Source organism: Microbacterium sp. NPDC058269 (genome assembly GCF_042881445.1).
Lineage (GTDB): Bacteria > Actinomycetota > Actinomycetes > Actinomycetales > Microbacteriaceae > Microbacterium.
Genome location: NZ_JBHVXT010000002.1, coordinates 132,346 through 150,034, shown reverse-complemented (window position 1 = coordinate 150,034; position 17,689 = coordinate 132,346). Strand labels below are relative to the sequence as shown.

Annotated in this window: 17 protein-coding genes; all 17 read right to left on the bottom strand. The window is 69.2% G+C overall.

Annotation, left to right across the window (positions count from 1 at the left end; genetic code table 11):
- Positions 1-82: 82 nt before the first annotated feature.
- Entirely contained in the window at positions 83-1,045 is a 963-nt protein-coding gene (locus ACFVWL_RS08940) for a siderophore-interacting protein (RefSeq protein ID WP_387181311.1), read from the bottom strand.
- Complete coding sequence (locus tag ACFVWL_RS08935; RefSeq protein ID WP_387181308.1) at positions 1,035-1,835, bottom strand: ABC transporter ATP-binding protein; 801 nt, start codon at positions 1,833-1,835, stop codon at positions 1,035-1,037. The genes ACFVWL_RS08940 and ACFVWL_RS08935 overlap by 11 nt, the downstream gene beginning before the upstream one ends.
- Positions 1,832-2,914, bottom strand: coding sequence for a FecCD family ABC transporter permease (locus ACFVWL_RS08930; RefSeq protein WP_387181305.1), 1,083 nt, complete (start codon positions 2,912-2,914; stop codon positions 1,832-1,834). The genes ACFVWL_RS08935 and ACFVWL_RS08930 overlap by 4 nt, the downstream gene beginning before the upstream one ends.
- Positions 2,911-3,960: a FecCD family ABC transporter permease gene (locus ACFVWL_RS08925; RefSeq protein WP_387181302.1), complete on the bottom strand. Its 1,050-nt coding sequence runs from the start codon at positions 3,958-3,960 to the stop codon at positions 2,911-2,913. The genes ACFVWL_RS08930 and ACFVWL_RS08925 overlap by 4 nt, the downstream gene beginning before the upstream one ends.
- Before the next feature lie 34 nt (positions 3,961-3,994).
- Entirely contained in the window at positions 3,995-5,020 is a 1,026-nt protein-coding gene (locus ACFVWL_RS08920; protein ID WP_387181299.1) for an iron-siderophore ABC transporter substrate-binding protein, read from the bottom strand.
- 190 nt (positions 5,021-5,210) lie between these two features.
- Positions 5,211-5,414: a cold-shock protein gene (locus tag ACFVWL_RS08915; protein ID WP_017831237.1), complete on the bottom strand. Its 204-nt coding sequence runs from the start codon at positions 5,412-5,414 to the stop codon at positions 5,211-5,213.
- A 74-nt stretch (positions 5,415-5,488) separates the two neighbouring features.
- Positions 5,489-8,371 (bottom strand): AAA family ATPase, encoded by a 2,883-nt coding sequence (locus ACFVWL_RS08910; protein ID WP_387181298.1) that lies wholly within the window; start codon positions 8,369-8,371, stop codon positions 5,489-5,491.
- Positions 8,372-8,439: 68 nt separating this feature from the next.
- On the bottom strand, positions 8,440-8,676 hold the full coding sequence (locus ACFVWL_RS08905; RefSeq protein ID WP_387181296.1) for a hypothetical protein: 237 nt from the start codon (positions 8,674-8,676) through the stop codon (positions 8,440-8,442).
- Positions 8,677-8,980: 304 nt separating this feature from the next.
- Entirely contained in the window at positions 8,981-9,145 is a 165-nt protein-coding gene (locus ACFVWL_RS08900; RefSeq protein WP_387181294.1) for a hypothetical protein, read from the bottom strand.
- Positions 9,146-9,182: 37 nt separating this feature from the next.
- Positions 9,183-10,733 (bottom strand): hydantoinase/oxoprolinase N-terminal domain-containing protein, encoded by a 1,551-nt coding sequence (locus tag ACFVWL_RS08895; RefSeq protein WP_387181292.1) that lies wholly within the window; start codon positions 10,731-10,733, stop codon positions 9,183-9,185.
- On the bottom strand, positions 10,733-11,881 hold the full coding sequence (locus ACFVWL_RS08890) for a DUF917 domain-containing protein (protein WP_387181289.1): 1,149 nt from the start codon (positions 11,879-11,881) through the stop codon (positions 10,733-10,735). The genes ACFVWL_RS08895 and ACFVWL_RS08890 overlap by 1 nt, the downstream gene beginning before the upstream one ends.
- Positions 11,878-13,194, bottom strand: a complete 1,317-nt coding sequence (locus ACFVWL_RS08885; protein ID WP_387181287.1) for a cytosine permease — start codon at positions 13,192-13,194, stop codon at positions 11,878-11,880. Before ACFVWL_RS08885 ends, ACFVWL_RS08890 begins: the two co-directional genes overlap by 4 nt.
- 178 nt (positions 13,195-13,372) lie before the next feature.
- Positions 13,373-13,951, bottom strand: a complete 579-nt coding sequence (locus ACFVWL_RS08880; protein ID WP_387181284.1) for a TetR/AcrR family transcriptional regulator — start codon at positions 13,949-13,951, stop codon at positions 13,373-13,375.
- 145 nt (positions 13,952-14,096) lie between these two features.
- Complete coding sequence (locus ACFVWL_RS08875; protein ID WP_387181282.1) at positions 14,097-14,552, bottom strand: SRPBCC family protein; 456 nt, start codon at positions 14,550-14,552, stop codon at positions 14,097-14,099.
- A gap of 134 nt (positions 14,553-14,686) precedes the next feature.
- A complete protein-coding gene (locus ACFVWL_RS08870) occupies positions 14,687-15,952 on the bottom strand; it encodes a Gfo/Idh/MocA family protein (protein ID WP_387181280.1) in 1,266 nt (421 codons plus the stop codon).
- Complete coding sequence (locus ACFVWL_RS08865; RefSeq protein WP_387181277.1) at positions 15,949-16,767, bottom strand: carbohydrate ABC transporter permease; 819 nt, start codon at positions 16,765-16,767, stop codon at positions 15,949-15,951. The genes ACFVWL_RS08870 and ACFVWL_RS08865 overlap by 4 nt, the downstream gene beginning before the upstream one ends.
- Entirely contained in the window at positions 16,764-17,687 is a 924-nt protein-coding gene (locus tag ACFVWL_RS08860; RefSeq protein WP_387181275.1) for a carbohydrate ABC transporter permease, read from the bottom strand. Before ACFVWL_RS08860 ends, ACFVWL_RS08865 begins: the two co-directional genes overlap by 4 nt.
- Positions 17,688-17,689 lie beyond the last annotated feature (2 nt).

Genomic DNA, 17,689 nt, shown 5'->3' with positions numbered 1-17,689 from the left:
GAACATGGCGACAGCAACTGCGACCGGAACGTACGGCGAGGTCGGGCCGGAGCCCAGGACCGCGGGGATCGACGACCGGTGCTCAGCCGCGCATGGCGACGCCGCGGCGCCAGTAGCCCATGAAGGCCACCTGCCCGCGGTCGATGCCGAGGTCCTTGACCAGGTGCCGACGCAGCGTGGTGACCACGCCGCTCTCCCCCGCGATCCAGAAGTAGCGTTCGGCCGGGGCATCCACCGTGGCGATGTCCTCACCGAGGCCGGAGTAGTCCGGCGTCTCCCACAGCAGGTCCTCGCCGTCGATGTCCTTCACCCGGATCTCATCCGCGGCGTCGGCGTCGCCGAGGTAGCCGAGCACGGCGGGGATCAGGCGCAGTCCGTGCGGCTCACCGGCATCGCGCGGCAGCCAGTGCACCTCGACACCCGACGGCACATCGATGCGCAGGATGTCAGCGGGAGACGGCACCTCGATGAAGGCGACACCCCGCAGGTCTCGAGGTGCGTCCTCCAGGATGCGGGCGATCGCCGGAGCAGCCGTCTCGTCACCCGCGAGCACGACCGAAGCGGCGGTGCCAGGGGCGAACTCGGCTCCTCCGTGCGCGTCGACATCCACTCCGCGGCGGGGTCCGACCAGGTAGAGCTCCTGCCCGACCGCGGCCTGGCTCGCCCACAGGGAAGCCGGCCCGGTCAAACCCGGCTCGAGGTGCAGCACGAAGTCGACGTCCACCTCGGTGCCGGTCTCGGGATCGACCCGCAGCTCGCGCACGGAGTAGGTGCGCATCGATCCGCGCTCCCCCTCCGGCACTGCGAGGAAAGCCTGCCACCAGTTGTCCGACGCCCGGTCGAGGTCGGGCAGCACCCCGGATGCGGGCGGGAACACGAGCTTGATCCGGCTGTCGAACACCTCGCCGGGCGTGCCGAACTCGAACAGGTCGTCTCCGCCGAAGGTCACCCGCACGAACGAGGGCGAGACCCGGACGACGGCCCGCACCTCGGCGCGGGTGAGGATGTAGGTCGGCCGCTCGGTCGTGGTCGTCTCAGCGGACATGGTGCCTCCCGATGGGTGTGACCATCGGCTTGCCGGAGACCGGATCGATGGTGATCTGATTGGCGAGGCCGAAGACCTCTTCGACGAGTTCGGCGGTGACGATGTCCTGCGGTGCACCGGTCGCGTGCACCCGCCCATCCTTCATCGCCACCAGCTCGTCGGCGTAGCGGGCCGCGAGGTTGAGGTCGTGCAGCACCATCACGATCGTGGTGCCGCGCGAGACGCTCAGGTCGGTGAGCAGGTCGAGCACCTCGACCTGGTGGGCGACGTCGAGGAACGTGGTGGGCTCGTCCAGCAGCAGGATGTCGGTCTCCTGCGCGAGCGCCATCGCGAACCACACGCGCTGGCGCTGGCCGCCCGAGAGCTCGTCGACGCTGCGGTCGGCGAGGTCGGAGATGCCGGTCGCATCGAGGGCGTCAGCCACCACCTCGTAATCATGCGTGCTCCATCGGGCGAGCATCTTCTGATGCGGATGCCGTCCGCGGCCGACCAGATCGGCGACCGCGATGCCCTCGGGTGCGACGGGCGACTGCGGCAGCAGACCGAGGATGCGCGCAACCTCTTTGGTGGGGCGGGCGTGCACCGACTTGCCGTCGAGCACGATCTGGCCGTCGCTCGGAGACAGCAGGCGAGCGAGCGAGCGCAGCAGCGTCGACTTGCCGCATCCGTTCGCCCCCACGATGGTCGTGATGCGGCCGGGCGCGATCTGCAGGTCGAGGCCGTCGATGATGGTGCGGTCGCCGTAGGCGAGGGTGACGCCTTCGGCCGACAGGCTGTGCGAGACGGTCATAGCGAACCCCCGGAGCGGTTGGTGCGGATGAGCAGGTAGATCAGATACGGCGCGCCGACCACGCCGGTGATGACCCCGACGGGGTAGCGGGTGCCGAAGGCGAACTGGCCGATCAGGTCGCCGCCGAGCACGAGCACGGCGCCGACGAATGCCGACGGCAGGAGCAGGTTCGCCCCCGGCCCCGTGATGCGCGCGGCGATGGGTCCGGCCATGAACGCGACGAACGCGATGGGGCCGGTGGCCGCTGTCGCGAACGCGAGCAGCGCGACCGCGCCGAGGATGAGGAGCAGGCGGGTGGCGTTGACCCGGATGCCGAGGCCGGCCGCCGAGTCGTCGCCGAGCTGGAGCGCCCCGAGCGCGCGCCCCTGCGACAGCATCAGCGGCACGATGATGAGCGCGGCGATGGCCATCGGCAGCACCCGCTCCCACGACGCGTTGTTGAGGCTTCCGGTCAGCCACTGCATCGCGGTCTGGATGTCCCAGTTCGCCGCGCGCGACAGCATGTACGAGATGATGCTCTGCAGCATCGCCGCGACACCGATCCCGATCAGGATGAGTCGGGTGCCGGCGAAGCCGCCCTTGATCGACAGCAGGTAGATCACGAAGGCGGTGACGACCGCGCCGGCCAGGGCGAGCAGCGACACGACGGGGCCGTTGACCGACAGCACGATGATGCCGAACACGGCCGCCGCACCGGCACCGTTCGAGATGCCGATGATGTCGGGGGAGGCGAGCGGATTACGCAGCATCGTCTGGAAGCACACGCCCGCCATGCCGAACGCGATCCCGGTGAGCACGGCGAGCACCGCCCGCGGCAGTCGCAGGTCGCCGACGGTGAACGAGGCTCCGGGAACGGTCTCGCCGAGGATCACGCGGATCACCTCATCCGGCGTGTAGAACGTGTTGCCCACCATGAGGGCCACCGCGAAGAGGGCGAAGACCAGGATGCCGAGGATGATCGTGGCGACCGCGTGCCGGCGGTGGCGCGAGCGACGACCCGCGACGATGCGCGCGATCCGGGCGGATGCCGGCTCATCGACCCGATCGAGGGTGTGCTCGGTGTGCTCGGTCGTGCTCACAGCTCACGCACCTTCTGCCGGCGGACGATCCAGATGAAGAACGGGGCTCCGATGATGGCGGTGATGATGCCGACCTGGATCTCCTCCGACGACGGCGCGATCACCCGGCCCACGATGTCGCTCGCGGTCAGCAGCGCGGCACCGGCGATCGCCGAGAACGGAAGCAGCCAGCGGTGATCGGTGCCTACGAGCATGCGGCACACGTGCGGGATGATCAGACCGACGAAGCCGATCGGGCCTGCGATCGCAGTCGCGGCTCCCGCCAGGATCACCGCGCCCAGCGCCGAGATCATGCGCGTGCGGAACACGTTCTCACCGAGGCCCTTGGCCATCTCATCACCGAGCGCGAGGGAGTTCATGCCCCGGGAGCAGAGGAAGCAGATGAGGGCACCGACCGCGAGGACCGGCGCGGTGAGGGCGATGCGTGGCCACTCCGCGCCGCCGACGCCGCCGATCTGCCACGACTGGAACGTCTGCAGCAGGTCGACGCGGGGCAGCATGACGGCGCTGATGAGCGAGGCGAAGGCAGCGGAGGTGGCGGCACCCGCGAGCGCGAGCTTGAGGGGTGTCGCTCCCCCGCGCCCGAGCGAGCCGACCGTGTAGACGAAGACCGCCGCCAGCCCTGCTCCCGCGATCGCGAAGGCCATCTGCCCGTAGGGATCGGCGAGACCGAAGAAGGCGATCCCGCACACGACGGCCAGCGAGGCGCCGTTCGAGACGCCGAGGATGCCGGGGTCGGCGATGGGGTTCCGCGTCACCGCCTGCATGGTCGCTCCGGAGAGGGCGAGCGCCGCACCGACGAGGAGCGCGAGGACCGTGCGCGGGATGCGTTTGACGATCGCCGCCTCGGCGATCGTGTCGGTGTGACCGGTGAGGGCAGCGACGATGTCGTCGAACGAGACCGCCCGCACGCCGAACGAGATCGACAGGATGCTGAGGACGACGAGCACCACGAGCCCGACCAGGAGCCAGATGGTTCGCACCAGCACCGGGCGCCGCAGGTCTGCGGCACCCGGTGCAGGCGCGATGGCGGTTGCTGAGGTCACTGAGTATTCACTCCGCTGCGGGCGGATCGAACGACTACGGAGCGAGCGGTGCAGCCAGGAGTGCGAGGTAGTCGCTGAGTCCCCACGGGATCGACAGCGGCGACGGGTTCGCGGATGCCGCGATCGGGGTGGCGTCCGGAAGGACCGCGATGCGGCCCTCGGCGATGGCCGGGATCTTCGACAGCAGCGGGTCGGCCTGCAGGAGCGGGATGATCGACTCGTCGCCGTAGGTGATGAACAGATCGACGTCGTCGAACTTCTGCGCCTCTTCGGCGCTGACCGTCAGGTAGAACTGGTCGCTGTCCTTGTTCTCCTCGACGATCGAGGGGAACGGCAGACCGAGGTCGTGGAGGTAGCCGGGGCGGGTGTCGATCGCCGTGTAGTACCCGATCTGGCTGAGGTCGGTCGGGTCGATGTAGGAGAAGAGGACCTTCTTGTCCTTCAGCACACTGTTCGCCTCGAGCGCCTTCTCGGCGTCGGCGTGCAGCTGCTCGATCAGGGCCTCGCCCTCCTTCTCCAGGCCGAGGGCCTTGGAGTCCATCTCGATCATGTCGTCGACCGAGGTGCCCCAGGCGACCTCGGGGTAGGCGATGACCGGCGCGATCTTGGAGAGCGTGTCGTATTCCTCCTGCGTGAGGCCGGAGTACGCGGCGAGGATCACGTCGGGCTCGGTGTCGGCGACCGCCTCGTAGTCGATGCCGTCGGTCTCGTCGAACAGCACCGGCGTCTCGGCGCCCATCTCGTCGAGCTTCTCCTCGACCCAGGGCAGCACGCCGTTGTCATCGTCGTCACCCCACGATGCCTTGCTCATGCCGACCGGAACGATGCCCAGAGCCAGCGGCACCTCGTGGTTCGCCCACGCCACGGTCGCGACGCGCTCGGGCTTCTCAGTGATCGTGGTCTCGCCGTAGACGTGCTCGACGGTGACGGGGAAGGCGTCGTCGGATGCGGGGTTGCCACCGGCCGTCGAAGTCGAGTCCGGGGCGGAGGATGCACAGGCGGAGAGGCCGACGGCGAGCGCGGCGGCCGCGCCGATGGCGAGGATTCGAGAGGTGCGCACAGGCGTTCCCTTCGGGTTCGGGGTGAGGGGGCGGCGCGAGAGGTGCGCCCAGCCTTTGGTAAGCCTGGCCTAATCTAACACGGAGGTTAGGGGATCCTCACCCCGGGTCCCCTGTCCCCCTTGATGCCGGGCACGAAAAAACCGGCCGGATCCGTGAGGATCCGACCGGTTTCAGGAAGTCAGCGCGCGCTCAGAGAGCGCGGATGTTCGCCGCCTGCATGCCCTTGGGGCCACGCTCAGCGTCGAATTCGACCTTCTGGTTCTCGCGGAGCTCCTTGAAACCGGAGCCGGCGATAGCCGAGTAGTGGGCGAAGAGGTCGTCCGAGCCGTCATCGGGAGCGATGAAGCCGAAGCCCTTTTCCGCGTTGAACCATTTCACAGTGCCAGTGGCCATGTGTTTCTACTTTCTGTTGACTTAGCCGTTTACACGGCCTACGCCGAATCGGAACATCCGAGACGCGCGCACAGTCACGCTACCACGACAGGCTGGGCAGGAGCACGGAACTGTGGATTCTTCTGCAGAAGTGCCGCTTCGGTGCGCGTGCTCACGCCGAGTTTCCGCAGCACAGCGGAGACATGCACGCTCACGGTCTTCACGCTGATGAAGAGCCGCTCGCCGATCTGCCGGTTGCTCAACCCCTCGGCGATGAGGTCGAGCACCTGCCGCTCGCGAGCCGTGAGCAGGTCGTCACCTGACGGGGCATCGGCAGGCGCCCGCAGCCCGGCATCGGCGGCGAAACGGGAGACCGAAGCCCGCAGCTGTGCGTTCCCGAGGGTCTCCGCGAGGTCAGCAGCCTCGGCGAGCACGGCCCCCGCCGCGACGCGGTCGCCGTCCCGCACCAGCAGGCGCGCGCGTTCGAGCCGAAGCAGAGAGCGGAAGATGACCGGCACGTCTTCCCCGTCCGCACAGCGCAGAGCGGCGTCCAGGCTGTCGGGGTGCGGAGCGAGCAGGGCATCGAGGATGGTCGACCACGCGTCGTCCTGCAACTGCGCGGGCTGCGCGAGCCAGGCGGTGCGGATGGCATCGGAATCCGCCGTGACGCCGGCCCCCTCGGCACGCAGCTCTGCGATGATCGCGCCGCCCTCCAGCAGCAGTCGGCGCTGGTGCAGGAGCGCCGGCTGCTCGTCACGCAGCATCTCGAGGATGCTGTCGAGCGCCCCGCGGAGGTTCCCCTCGCTCTCGGCCACCGCGACGGTCATCATGACCCGGTCGTACCAGATCTGCCGCTCCGAGACGCCGGTCTCCTCGAAGGCGGGCAGCCAGGCTTGCAACAGCTCCGCCGCCTCGACCGACCGGCCGCGCCAGGCCAGTACCCGCACGCGGGTCATGCTCATGTACATGCGGAACACACGCAGGGTTCCCTGCACGAAGTCGCGCGACAGCATCTCTTCGACCCGCTCGATCTCGCCGAGTTCGAGCAGGGGTACGACCATGTTCTGCGCCATGATCGACCCCGAGGTGCGCTCGACGCGGAGCTCGCGAGCGCGGCGCAGACCCTCTTCCGCGACCTCGACGGCCTCCCGGTAGCGGCCCAGCAGCGTGAGCAGGTCGGAGTAGTTCACGCGGTAGCGCATCTCGGCGTTCGATCCCGTCGCGAGCTCACGCGCACGTTCGTACTCGCGCACGCCCTCGTCGACGCGACCGAGGTGGGCGAGAGAACCGCCGCGCACGTTCGCGGCGATCGACAGCTGGTCCGTGGAATCGGCCCCCGCCGCCCCGCGCTCGGCCTCGTCGGCGAGACGGATCGCCTCCTCGCGGTCGCCCGCGATCATGCGCCGGCTCGCGAGCTGGTTGAGGAGCTCTGCGCGGAACACCTCGTCGCCGACCCGCTCGTCAGCGATGGCCAGAGCCTGCTGCAGGAGAGGGATCGCTCCGAGGCGCCCGAGGTTGACGAGGTACAGCGCCTTGTTGCGAAGGAGGCGTGCGTGCAGTCGCGGGTCGACGATCTGCGGGTCGACCTCGCCGAGCGCGACGTTCGCGACGGCGAGCGCCCGTTCACCGTCGCCCGCGTTGCGCAGGATCGACCCCAGGACCAGGAGCAGGTCGAGGCGCTCCACGCGCGCGGCGTCGGCCGCGTCGGGCACGAGGGGCCACAGTTCCAGCGCCAGTTCCCCGAAGCGGGCCGCGCTCGCGAACGCATACTGCGCTTTCGCGTGGCGCATGGCGTCGGCGGCGGCGACGAGTGCCTTCCGATCGTCTTGGGCGAGCTGCCAGTGATACGCGAGGGCGGCGGCGTCGCTGGAGTCCGACCCTGCGCACTGCGCCTCGAGCGCCTCGGCGTAGGCACGGTGCAGGCGCGCCCGCTCGCCGGGAAGCAGATCGTCGTGCACGGCCTCGCGCAGCAGTGCATGCCGGAAGCGGTAGTCGTCGTCGCCCACGACGAGGATGCCGCTGCGGGTCGCCTCGCGGATCGCCTCGTCGAGTCGCTGCTCGGGCAGTTCGACGAGGCTCGTGATCAGGGGATGAGAGAGCGGACGCTCGGCGCCGGAGACGACCTGTACGACGTGCCGCGCGTCGTCGCCGAGCCGGTCGAAACGGGCGAGCAGCAGATCGCGGAGACCATCGGGGAGCGGACCGTTCGCGCACCCGGCGATCTCTTCGATGAAGAAGGGGACGCCCTCGGCACGCTCCTGCATGCGGTCGAGCGCGCTCTCGGTGAGCGCACGGCCGATGATCTGCTCGGCCAGCTCGCGCACGGCGGCCTCGTCGAGCCTGCCCAGGGTGAGCCGTTCGAGCAGACGCGCGCGCGTCGCCTCGCCGATGAAGCGGCTCACCGCGTCGCCACGGCGAACGTCGTCGGTGCGGCAGGTGAGGAGCAGCAGGATGCGCCCGCGACTGAGCGCCCGCAGCAGGAAGGAGAGGATCGCGAGCGTCGACTCGTCGGCCCAGTGCAGGTCTTCGACCACGAGCACCTGGGGAGCGCGTTCGGCCGCCGCCTCGATGAGGGAGGCGATCGCATCGCGCAGACGCTCGGGGCTGGTGCGGTCGCGGTCGGTCGGGGAGCCGACGAGTTCGGGAAGCAGCATGCCGAGCGCTTCGGCTCCCACTCCCACCGACTCGCGCACCCGGTCGACGCCCATTCGCGTGACGATCGAGCGGAGGATGCCGGTGAGCGGACCGTAGGGTGTGCGGGAAGCGCCGAGGTCGAGGCACCACCCCACGTGCACGTCGGCGGTCTGTCCGATCTCGGCGGCGAACTCCCGCAGCAGTCGCGACTTGCCGATGCCGGCCTCGCCCTCGACGAGCAGGGCCGCGGGCACTCCGTCGCGCACCCCGGAGAACGACCGGCGCACCTCGGCGAGCTCGGCCTCACGGCCGACCATCGCAGCGCTCGACGCGGAAGGGGGCATGGACTCATCGTCCCACCCCCGACCGACATTCGGGACGGTCTGCGGTTCGCCCCGCGCGATGACGGCACTCACCGCGCGGTGGCGGTTTCGCAACCGGTTGCGTTGCGCGCGGTCGCTGCGCTGCGGCTCGTGCTCCCGGCTGCGCGACCGGACATGCGGCGCAGCATCCGGCGCATCGCCCCCGCAGGACGCGGCACGATCTGATCGGCGTGCTCGCGCAGGAACAGCCGCCGCGCGGCGGCGCGCTCCATCTGCTCCTGGTCGTGCTGAGTGAGCTGCTGACTGAAGTACGGGTGCTCGAACATGGGGTTCTCCTCGACGGTTCGCTGTATCCCTACAGTCCGCTCTGAGGCACCCCCGGGGCATCGGGCAGATGCCCTATCTTTCACCTGGCTGCCACTAGGGATGCCGCCGCCACATCAGGCCGCCGCGCCGTATCAGGCCGGTCTGCGCCAGTACAGCCTGCTCTCGCGTGTTCACCTGACCCGGCAGGAGGGAGAAGTGGAACCCGCCGGTCCAGCGAGGAGGAGTGCCGAGGCGCAGCGTCGCGTCCTGCTCCATCCGCCCCTGCAAAGCACGCACCTCGGACGCGGGGAAGAACCGAGGCCGTCAGGCGTGTTGCAGAGCCTTGGGAGTGAAGTAGGTGACTTCCCCGGTCTCATCCTCGACGCCGAAGATGAACTGTCCCGAGGGCGTCGCGCAGATGTCGATGACTTTTCCTCGTGAACGAGGAGTGACGACGTCATCGCCCGGCTTGAACGTGGTCTTCGTCATGTCGCGATCGTACAACGCGCGCCGGGACACCTCACCCTCACGCCGCCAGGCGACCGACCGCTCTGGCGCGGATGAGCACAGCCGTGCCGTCGGAGTAGGCCACCGGGAGCTCCTCCACGGCGACGACCTCGATCGTGGCGGGGTCGGCTCCCGCGAGCCGGGCGCGCGCGGTCGCCTCAGCGGCGGCATCCGCGCGGGACGCCCGCTGGTCGGTGGGGTCGACGCGATAGATCTTCTCGATCTGACCGGCGACCTCGCCGAGAGCCGCACCCACCGCGTTGGCTGCGCCGAAGTGATCGGGGCGGATCAATTCGGCCACGCCGTCGAGCTCGGTCGGGGCGATGATGCCGCCACCGCCGACGAGGATCACCGGCACGGGGGCCGCGTTCGGCTTCATCCGGTCGATCGAGTCTTCGAGGATCTCGCGCATCGCGGCCCATGCTGCAGCGCCGACCGCCCCAGGAACGGCCGGAGCAACGAGCCCGTCGATCTCGGCACCGCCGACCGCGAGGGCGATGTCGGTGGCCGTGAGGGTGCTTCCCCCGAAGGCCAGGCCCTCCTGTGGGAGCCGATAGCCGACGCTGTCCGGACCGACGGTCGTACCGTCCGCGGTCTCACGGATGATCGTGCCACCGCCGAGGCCGACCGACAGCACGTCAGGCATGCGGAAGTTCGTGCGGATACCGCCGATCTCCACCGCGTGCGCCGACTGCCGCGGGAATCCGTCCACCAGCACGCCGATGTCGGTCGTGGTGCCGCCGATGTCGACCACCAGGGCATCCGTCGCTCCCGAGAGGTGCGCGGCGCCGCGGATGGAGTTCGTGGGCCCGCACCCGATCGTCAGCACCGGGAACTCCAGCGCGTACTCGAGCTGCATGAGGGTGCCGTCGTTCTGACCGAAGTAGGGAGTGGCCGGGATGCCGCGTTCGCGCAGGGCGGCGACGAAGCCCGCGGCCATCTGCCGGAGCGTCTGCATCAGCGCCGCGTTCAGCACGGTCGCGTTCTCGCGCTCGAGCAGTCCGAGCGAGCCGATGCGCGCCGACCGCGACACGGGGACGCCGAGCTCCTCTGTCACGATCTCGGCGACGCGCTCCTCTTGGCTCTCGTCGATCGGGGCGAAGACCCCGACGACGGCGACCGCGTCGACCTCGCCGCGCATCCGTGCGCAGGCCTCGCGCACGGCATCCTCGTCGATCGGGGAGAGCACGCGTCCGTCGACCTCGAAGCCGCCCGCCAGCAGGTGGGCGTGGTCGCCGATCGCCGCGCGCAGGTCGTCGGGCCAGCCCTCCAGCGGCGGGACGGCCGTGGTGGCCGGCGCACCGAGGCGGAGGATGCCGACGCGGCCGAGGCCGCGCCGCTCGACGATCGCGTTGGTGCAGTGGGTGGTGCCGAGCATCGCATGCCCGATCAGGGCGGCATCGACTCCGGAGGCGGCGAGCACGGCGTCGATCGCCGCGGCCACGCCGTCGCCCGTGTCGGCCGTGGTCGGGCGCTTCACCGAGGCGACGACGTCGAGCCGCTCGTCGAGGATCACGGCGTCGGTGTTCGTGCCGCCGACGTCGATGCCGATGCGATACCTGCCGGCCATCACGCGGCCTCCTCGTCCGTCGTGTGCGCACCGGAGCGCTGCGCGATGTCTTCGACCGGAACCCACTCCACGTCGTATCCGAAGTGGGCGGGCCCGGCGGTCTCCAACCCGATCGGTGTGCGCCACTTGTCGTGGCAGGGGATCGCGATGACCGCGACCCGAGCGCCGTACCGGAGGGACTCCGTCGTGATGGGCATGCCGGTGGCCAGGTCGAGCACCGCGATCAGGTCGGGGGTCACGGCCGCCAGCACGCCGTCGCGGCGGCCGAGCAGCATCTCGTTCTGGAAGTCGAGGCGGAACGCGCTCCCCCGGTCGGTGCCGACGCCGACGAGCTCGGCCGCCCCGCGGGTGAAGCCGCCGTCGACGGAGCGCTGCAGGTCAGCCACCTTGCCGTCGAACAGCCGCACCGCATCGAGGTCGGCGCACAGGTCGTCGATCCGCTCGTCGTCGCGCAGCTCGCGTCCGGCAGCGTCTCGTCCCCGCAGGATTCGTCCGATGCGCTGGGCGAGCCCGAGGGTTCCGGGGATCGCGCACTCGCGCACGACCTCGCCGCCGTAGGCGTAGTCGATCATGGTCGCCCCTCCGCCCATCTCGACCGTGACGGCCCGCGCGATGCGCTCCGACCAGCCGCCGTCGACCGGTCGGCTCACCACCTCGTTGCCATGATGGTCGACCAGCACGGTCGTTCCCGGTCCGTAGCCGGCCAGGTGGAAGGTGACCATCTGCGCCTCGGGGAAGGCTCGTCCCATCGCGTCGCCGTCGACCACCGGGAGACCGGCGAGGGCGGCGGCGGCGATCGGGATCATCGAGTTGCCGCCGCCGACCTCGATCGGCATCACGGCGGTGGCCTTGCGGCCGACGGCGCGCTCGATCGCATGCAGGGCAGCGAGCAGCTCGGACTCGGCCTGGATGCGCTCGACACTCACCGACGGCGCACCGATCCCGCCGATCGGGATGACGAAGTCGTCGTCGGTCAGCTCGTCGACCGCCACCAGCGGCACCGGTCCATGCAGACGGATCAGGCGCTTGGCGATCAGCGAGCCGACGTGGGGGTCGCCCCCTCCTCCGGTGCCGAGCACGGCAGCCCCGAGGGCGATCTCGTCGATGTCGGCTTCTGTGAGGAAGGGCGCGGTGGTGCCGGAGGTCATGCGTTCACTTCATCCGTGACGGATGCCGCGGCATCCTGCTGCACGCGACGCCGGAACGGCAGCAGCGCGAGGTAGGCGACGAAGCCGACGAGGAGACCGTCGAGAGCCGAGATCGAGGTGATCGTGAACCAGCCGAAGCCGGGCCCGTCGGCCGGGTTCGTCGTCGCGACGGCCACGAAGATCCCGACCACCCACGCCGCGATCGACCAGCCGTCGACCAGCGGCACCGTGGCGCCGTGCGCCCAGCGAGCCGTCTTGCGGCCCGTGAAGAAGGACGCCAGGTAGACACCGCCGTAGGGGGCGATGATCGTGCCGATCACGAGGATGAACTGCACGAAGTAGTCGGCAGCCCCGATCACGCCGACGACGATGCCGATGGCGCCGAGGATGATCGTCACGGTGCGACGGCTCAGTCGCTCGCTGATCGACGCGAACGAGAGTCCGGCCGAGTAGAGGTTGGTGGTGTTCGTGGTCCACTGCGCGAGGATCAGCACGATCACGGCGACACCGCCGAGGCCGAGCGCGAAGAAGATCGCCATCAGCTCGGTGCCGTTCATGATGCGCGCGAGCAGGATCGCGACGACCAGGATGATCGAGTTGCCGAAGAAGAAGCCGACGAACCCGGCGATCATCGCCTGTTTCGGGGTCTTCGCCCAGCGCGCCATGTCGGGGGCGAGCACGACGCCGAGGATGAAGATGCCCATCACGAGCGACACCGCGCCGCCGAACGTGAACGTCGCCTCGACAGGAGCATCCAGTCCCGCCGAGCCGTTCACGGTGAAGGCGACGATGACGCCGACGATCAACAGCAGAAGCAGCAGCGGCACCGCGAGCGTGCTCAGGCGGTTGATCGAGCGGTAGCCCCAGAACGCGGTGATCGCCATCAGCACGCCGCCGATCGCGGTGAACACCTGCACCGGCACGTCGATGCCGGTGAACTCGGTGAAGGCGATCTGCGCGTTCGCGCCGAAGAAGCCCGCCTGCACGGCGTACCAGCCGACGAGGCTCACGGCGATCGCGAGGGCCAGGATCGCGCCGCCGATGCGGCCGAACACGGCGCGCGAGATCATCGCGGTGGAGAGGCCGGTGGCGGCTCCCACGTAGGCGCAGGCCATCGCGAGCAGCCCGAGCAGGAGCGAACCGAGCATCGTCGCGCCGATCGCCGGCCAGAAGGCCATGCCGGAGGCGAGCGAGACGCCGAGGAACGCCCCGGAGAGGTCGATGCCGATCGCGATCCACACGGTGGCGATCGACAGCCAGCTCTTGCGCTGGTCCTGCGGCACGACGCCGTGCTCGTAGTCGGTGGAGGTCATCATCTATTCCTTGAGAAGTGGCCCTGCGAGTCCGTCGGCGGGGATTCGGGTTCCCGGAGTGCGGACGACTCGCAGGGCGGGTCGGGGGCGGCCTGTCGTTTCGGCCGGATCATGCGATGCCGGTCGGGGTTCGTGGCTCCGTGCCGGCGAGGGGTGTGCCGCATCGGTGCGGCGGGATTCATCGGGAGAGGATCGTGGAGAGGTGTCGCCAGGCCTGGTCGAAGCGCTCGCGGTAGACCTCGGGCGTGTAGTGGGTGAGCTGGAGGAAGAGGCCGTCCATGACGACGAACACCAACGCCGTGAAGCCGTCGGCGTCACCGGCTGCGAAGGTGCCGGCCGCGACACCGTCTTCATAGGTCTGGCGCACGGCGGCAGCGAGCGTCGATTCCGAGTCGAGGAAGATCTGCCGCAGCTGCTCGCCACCGGGGCCGTACTCGGTGACGGCGGCCCTGAGGCTGAACTCCGCGAGGTCGGGCCGGTCGCGGTAGTAGGCCTCGATACCGCCGAGGAGATGCTGCAGGCGCGCGAGCGGCTCCATCTCGGAGCTGCGCCGCACGAGCTCGTCAAAGAAAGAGGTGTGATCGACCGAGACCGCGGCGTACACCTCGGCGTACAGCGCCTCCTTGCTCGGGAAGTGCGCATAGAGCGAGGGCGTCTTGATCCCGACGGCCTCGGCGATCTCGCGCAGGCTCGTCTCGGCGTAACCCTGGCGCGCGAAGATCGTGCGGGCCTCAGTGAGGATCGTTGCTCTGGTCATCATCTGCCTAACGACTATTAGTTAGGCAGAGCGTAACCCCGCATCTCCCCGTGACGCAAGAGCCGCCGCGGATGCACTTCTCCCGAACGCGAAGAGGCCCGGCCGCAGCGGGAAGCTGCGACCGGGCCTCGAAGCCGCGACGAGGTCAGGCCTCGACGTCGCCGCGCCAGGAGCCGGTCTCGACTCCACGCCCTTCGATGAACTCCTTGAAGTTGTGAAGATCCTTCTTCACGGCGTGCGACCCCGCCCCGACCAGCGCACCGAGCTTCTCGAGGAATCCTTCCGGCGCCCAGTCGAGCTGCACGGTCACGCGCGTCGTCTTGTCGTCGAGCTTGTGGAACGTCACGACTCCGGCATGCTCGGTATCGCCGCCGGTGCTCTTCCACGCCACGCGCTCATCCGGGTGCTGCTCGGTGATCTCGGCGTCGAACTCGCGCGTCGCTCCCCCGACGTTCACCGTCCAGTGCGTGTGGGTGTCGTCGATCTGGGTGATCGACTCGACCTCGTCGAGGAACTTCGGAAAGCTCTCGAACTGCGTCCACTGGTCGTACGCCGTGCGGACGGGGACGGCGACGTCGATGGTCTCGATGATCTGCACCATGTGATGCTCCTCACTGTTCGTCGATCGTGTCGTCCCATTCAGCCCGGAGCAGCGAGGATCGGCGACGGGGTTGACATCTCCTGCTCCCTGTGGCGGGGGATGAGCACCGCCGCGCGAGCACCCGCCCGACCCGATCAGGGTGCGGGAATCGACACTACGGCGTTGCTCGTGCGCGCCTCCTCGGCGAGCCACACGATCCGGTGCGTGGCGAGACTCTCCGCGGGGCCGGACAGCAGGCCGGAGCGGTCCCCCGTGCGCACCGCCTCCAGGAAGGCATGCACGAGCGCGTCGTCGGCGCCACCGTGGCCGTCGGCGGCACTCGCGTTCCCCTGCGACTCGGGCACGATCTCGTACTTCTCGTCGCGCGCGAAGTCGTGGACGACGAGGGTCCGACCGTCGCCCTCGATGCTCCCAGCGGTTCCGAACAGGCGCGTCTTGCGGAAGTCGAGCTCGGTGAAAGCGGTGACGGTGAAGGACGCCGTCACGCCGCCCCGATACTCGATGTTGACGACCTGATGGTCCACCACGTCGTTCTGGCCGTCGAACACGCAGCGACCGTACGGCCCTTCGCGAAGCGCCCGATCGACCCCCGCCGCGGACACGTCGGTCGTGAGCACCGCGAGCGGCCAGCGCTCGAACGTCTCATCACCGAGGAAACCGCGATAGATCTTCGTCGCCGAGTAGGCGCACGTGTTCTGGAGCGGGCAGTCGAGACAGCGCGCCGTCGCGTCGGCCGGCTTGTTCTCCGGACGGAAGTGCAGCAGGCTGCCGAACGACGAGACGCGCTCCGCGGGAAGCCCGACGATGTACGAGAGCCAGTCGATGTCGTGACTGCTCTTGGTGAGCAGCATCGGACCGGAGTCCTCTTCCCGCGCCCAGTTCCCCCGCACGTAGGAGTGCGCGAAGTGCCACCATCCGATCGGCTCGAGGTGCTCGACCGACACGAGGCGTCCGATGGCGCCGTCGTCGAGCAGTCGCTTGAGCGTGCGGGAGTAGCCGGAGTACCGCATCACGTGGCACACGGCGAGCATCACCCCCGCGTCTTCGGCGGCGGCCACGATACGGGAGGATTCCTCCTCCGTCGGCGCGATCGGCTTCTCCAGAAGAAGGTGGTACCCCGCTCGCGCGAGACCGATCGCGGGTTCGGCATGCAGGCGATCGGGGGTAGACACGACCACCGCGTCCGCCACCCTCTCCGCACGGGCCGCGATGTCCTCCCACGTGTCGAAGACCTCGATCGGCTGCGCGGCGAACTCCGCGAGGAACGCCTTGCGTCGCGCCGGATCCGGTTCGACGACGGCGGAGACCGCCGCTCCCTCGGCCACGGCTCGACGCGCGTAGCCCGTGCCTCGCGACCCCGCGCCGATGATCGCCAGGCGGAGGGGGTCTGCGACAGTCATTTGAGTGCTCCTTGGACGAGGCCGGCGACGAATTTGCGCTGGAAGATGAAGTAGAGGACGACGATCGGGACGATCACGATGATCGTGCCGGCCGCGAGGAGCGGGATGTTCTCGCCGTACTGCTGCACGAAGGTGCCGAGTCCGGACGGGGCCGTCCGCCGCGCAGGATCGCGGATCAGGATGAGTGCGAGGAGGAACTGGTTCCACGCCCACATGAAGGTCAGCAGCGCGTAGGTGATGATGGCCGGCTTCGCTCCGGGGATGAGGATCTGCATCAGGGTGCGGAATCGACCGGCCCCGTCGAGCTGTGCGGCTTCGATGAGCTCGGTCGGAACCGACTCGAAATGCGTGCGCATCCAGAAGATGCCGAAGGGCATGAAGGCGCCGACCAGCGGAAGGATGACGGCCCAGTACGTGTCGATCAGCCCGGTGGACCTCATGGAGAAGTAGAGCGGGATGACGATCGCCTCGTAAGGGAGGGTGAGCCCGGCGAGGAAGAACGCGAACAGCACGCCCTTCGCCGGCATCCTCATCGTCCCCATCGCGTATCCGGCGAGGGTGGAGCAGATCACCGAGATGGGCACGACGACGACCGCGATGATCGCACTCGAGGCGAGCAGCGAGCCGAACCCGGCCATGCTCCAGGCGGTGAGGAAGTTGTCCCAGTGCGGTTCATCGGGCCAGGTCAACCGGGGCACCAGGGTGCCGGACGGCTGCAGCGCGGCGGAGACCAGGGCCAGGAACGGGAGCACGACACTGAGCACGGCGACGAGGAGGAAGCCCGCGGAGAGCAGGCGAGAGGTGCGTGATCTCATGCGTTGCGACGTCCGATCCTGCCGATGAGAGCGACGAAGACGAGGATGATCGCGCTCAGCACGGTGGCCAGCGCGCACGCCAGCCCGACCTCGTTTGACGTGAAGACGAGCTTGTAGATGAGCACGCCCGGCACGATGGTCTGGTAGCCGGGGCCGCCCCCGGTGGTCACGTAGACGATGTCGAAGCTCGCGAGCGCCGCGATCAGCGTGACGGTGACGGCGACGACGACCTCCGCCCGCACACCGGGGACGGTCACATGCCAGAACTGTCTGACCGGACCGCAGCGATCGAGGCGCGCGGCCTCATAGAGCGAGGGATCGATCTTCTGGATGCCCGAGAGCAGCAGCATCATGCATAGCCCTGTGGTCACCCAGGTTCCGATCACTCCGACCGCGGGATAGGCCCAGGTGAAGTCGCCGAGCCATGCCCGCGCCAGATCCCCCAGCCCCACGGCGGTGAGCACCTGGTTGATCGGCCCGTCGGCGGCATAGAGGTAGCGCCACACGACCCCGACCGCGACGAGCGGCAGGATCTGCGGGAGGAACAGCACCGTGCGGACGAAGCCCGAGCCCCGTCGCGGGCGGGCGGCGATCACAGCGGCGATGATGAGGCCGAGGACCACGGGGAACACGGTGTAGAAGACGATGAACCCGAGCCCGTTGCGCAGCGCGACCAGCAGTCGCTCATCAGTCGCGACCTTCACGTAGTTGTCGATCCCGGCCCAGGTGGCCGCGCCGATGCCGTCCCATTCCCAGAACGACAGCCAGATGCTCTGCACCCACGGCGCGATGGTGAACGTGCCGTAGAACACGAGCGCGGGCAGCAGGTAGAGCAGCGCGCTCCAGCCCCGTCGTGAGCGGCGGGGGGAGCCGGCCTTCCGGCCGGTCTCCTCCCGCACCCGAGGCGAAGTGGTCGTCATCG

Coding starts and splice junctions, on each gene's coding strand:
- ACFVWL_RS08935 (WP_387181308.1), bottom strand. CDS start 1,835: ATGACCGTCTCGCACAGCCTGTCGGCCGAAGGCGTCACCCTCGCCTAC.
- ACFVWL_RS08940 (WP_387181311.1), bottom strand. CDS start 1,045: ATGTCCGCTGAGACGACCACGACCGAGCGGCCGACCTACATCCTCACC.
- ACFVWL_RS08915 (WP_017831237.1), bottom strand. CDS start 5,414: ATGGCCACTGGCACTGTGAAATGGTTCAACGCGGAAAAGGGCTTCGGC.
- ACFVWL_RS08910 (WP_387181298.1), bottom strand. CDS start 8,371: ATGCCCCCTTCCGCGTCGAGCGCTGCGATGGTCGGCCGTGAGGCCGAG.
- ACFVWL_RS08895 (WP_387181292.1), bottom strand. CDS start 10,733: ATGGCCGGCAGGTATCGCATCGGCATCGACGTCGGCGGCACGAACACC.
- ACFVWL_RS08860 (WP_387181275.1), bottom strand. CDS start 17,687: ATGACGACCACTTCGCCTCGGGTGCGGGAGGAGACCGGCCGGAAGGCC.
- ACFVWL_RS08905 (WP_387181296.1), bottom strand. CDS start 8,676: ATGTTCGAGCACCCGTACTTCAGTCAGCAGCTCACTCAGCACGACCAG.
- ACFVWL_RS08870 (WP_387181280.1), bottom strand. CDS start 15,952: ATGACTGTCGCAGACCCCCTCCGCCTGGCGATCATCGGCGCGGGGTCG.
- ACFVWL_RS08880 (WP_387181284.1), bottom strand. CDS start 13,951: ATGACCAGAGCAACGATCCTCACTGAGGCCCGCACGATCTTCGCGCGC.
- ACFVWL_RS08890 (WP_387181289.1), bottom strand. CDS start 11,881: ATGACCTCCGGCACCACCGCGCCCTTCCTCACAGAAGCCGACATCGAC.
- ACFVWL_RS08900 (WP_387181294.1), bottom strand. CDS start 9,145: ATGACGAAGACCACGTTCAAGCCGGGCGATGACGTCGTCACTCCTCGT.
- ACFVWL_RS08885 (WP_387181287.1), bottom strand. CDS start 13,194: ATGACCTCCACCGACTACGAGCACGGCGTCGTGCCGCAGGACCAGCGC.
- ACFVWL_RS08865 (WP_387181277.1), bottom strand. CDS start 16,767: ATGAGATCACGCACCTCTCGCCTGCTCTCCGCGGGCTTCCTCCTCGTC.
- ACFVWL_RS08875 (WP_387181282.1), bottom strand. CDS start 14,552: ATGGTGCAGATCATCGAGACCATCGACGTCGCCGTCCCCGTCCGCACG.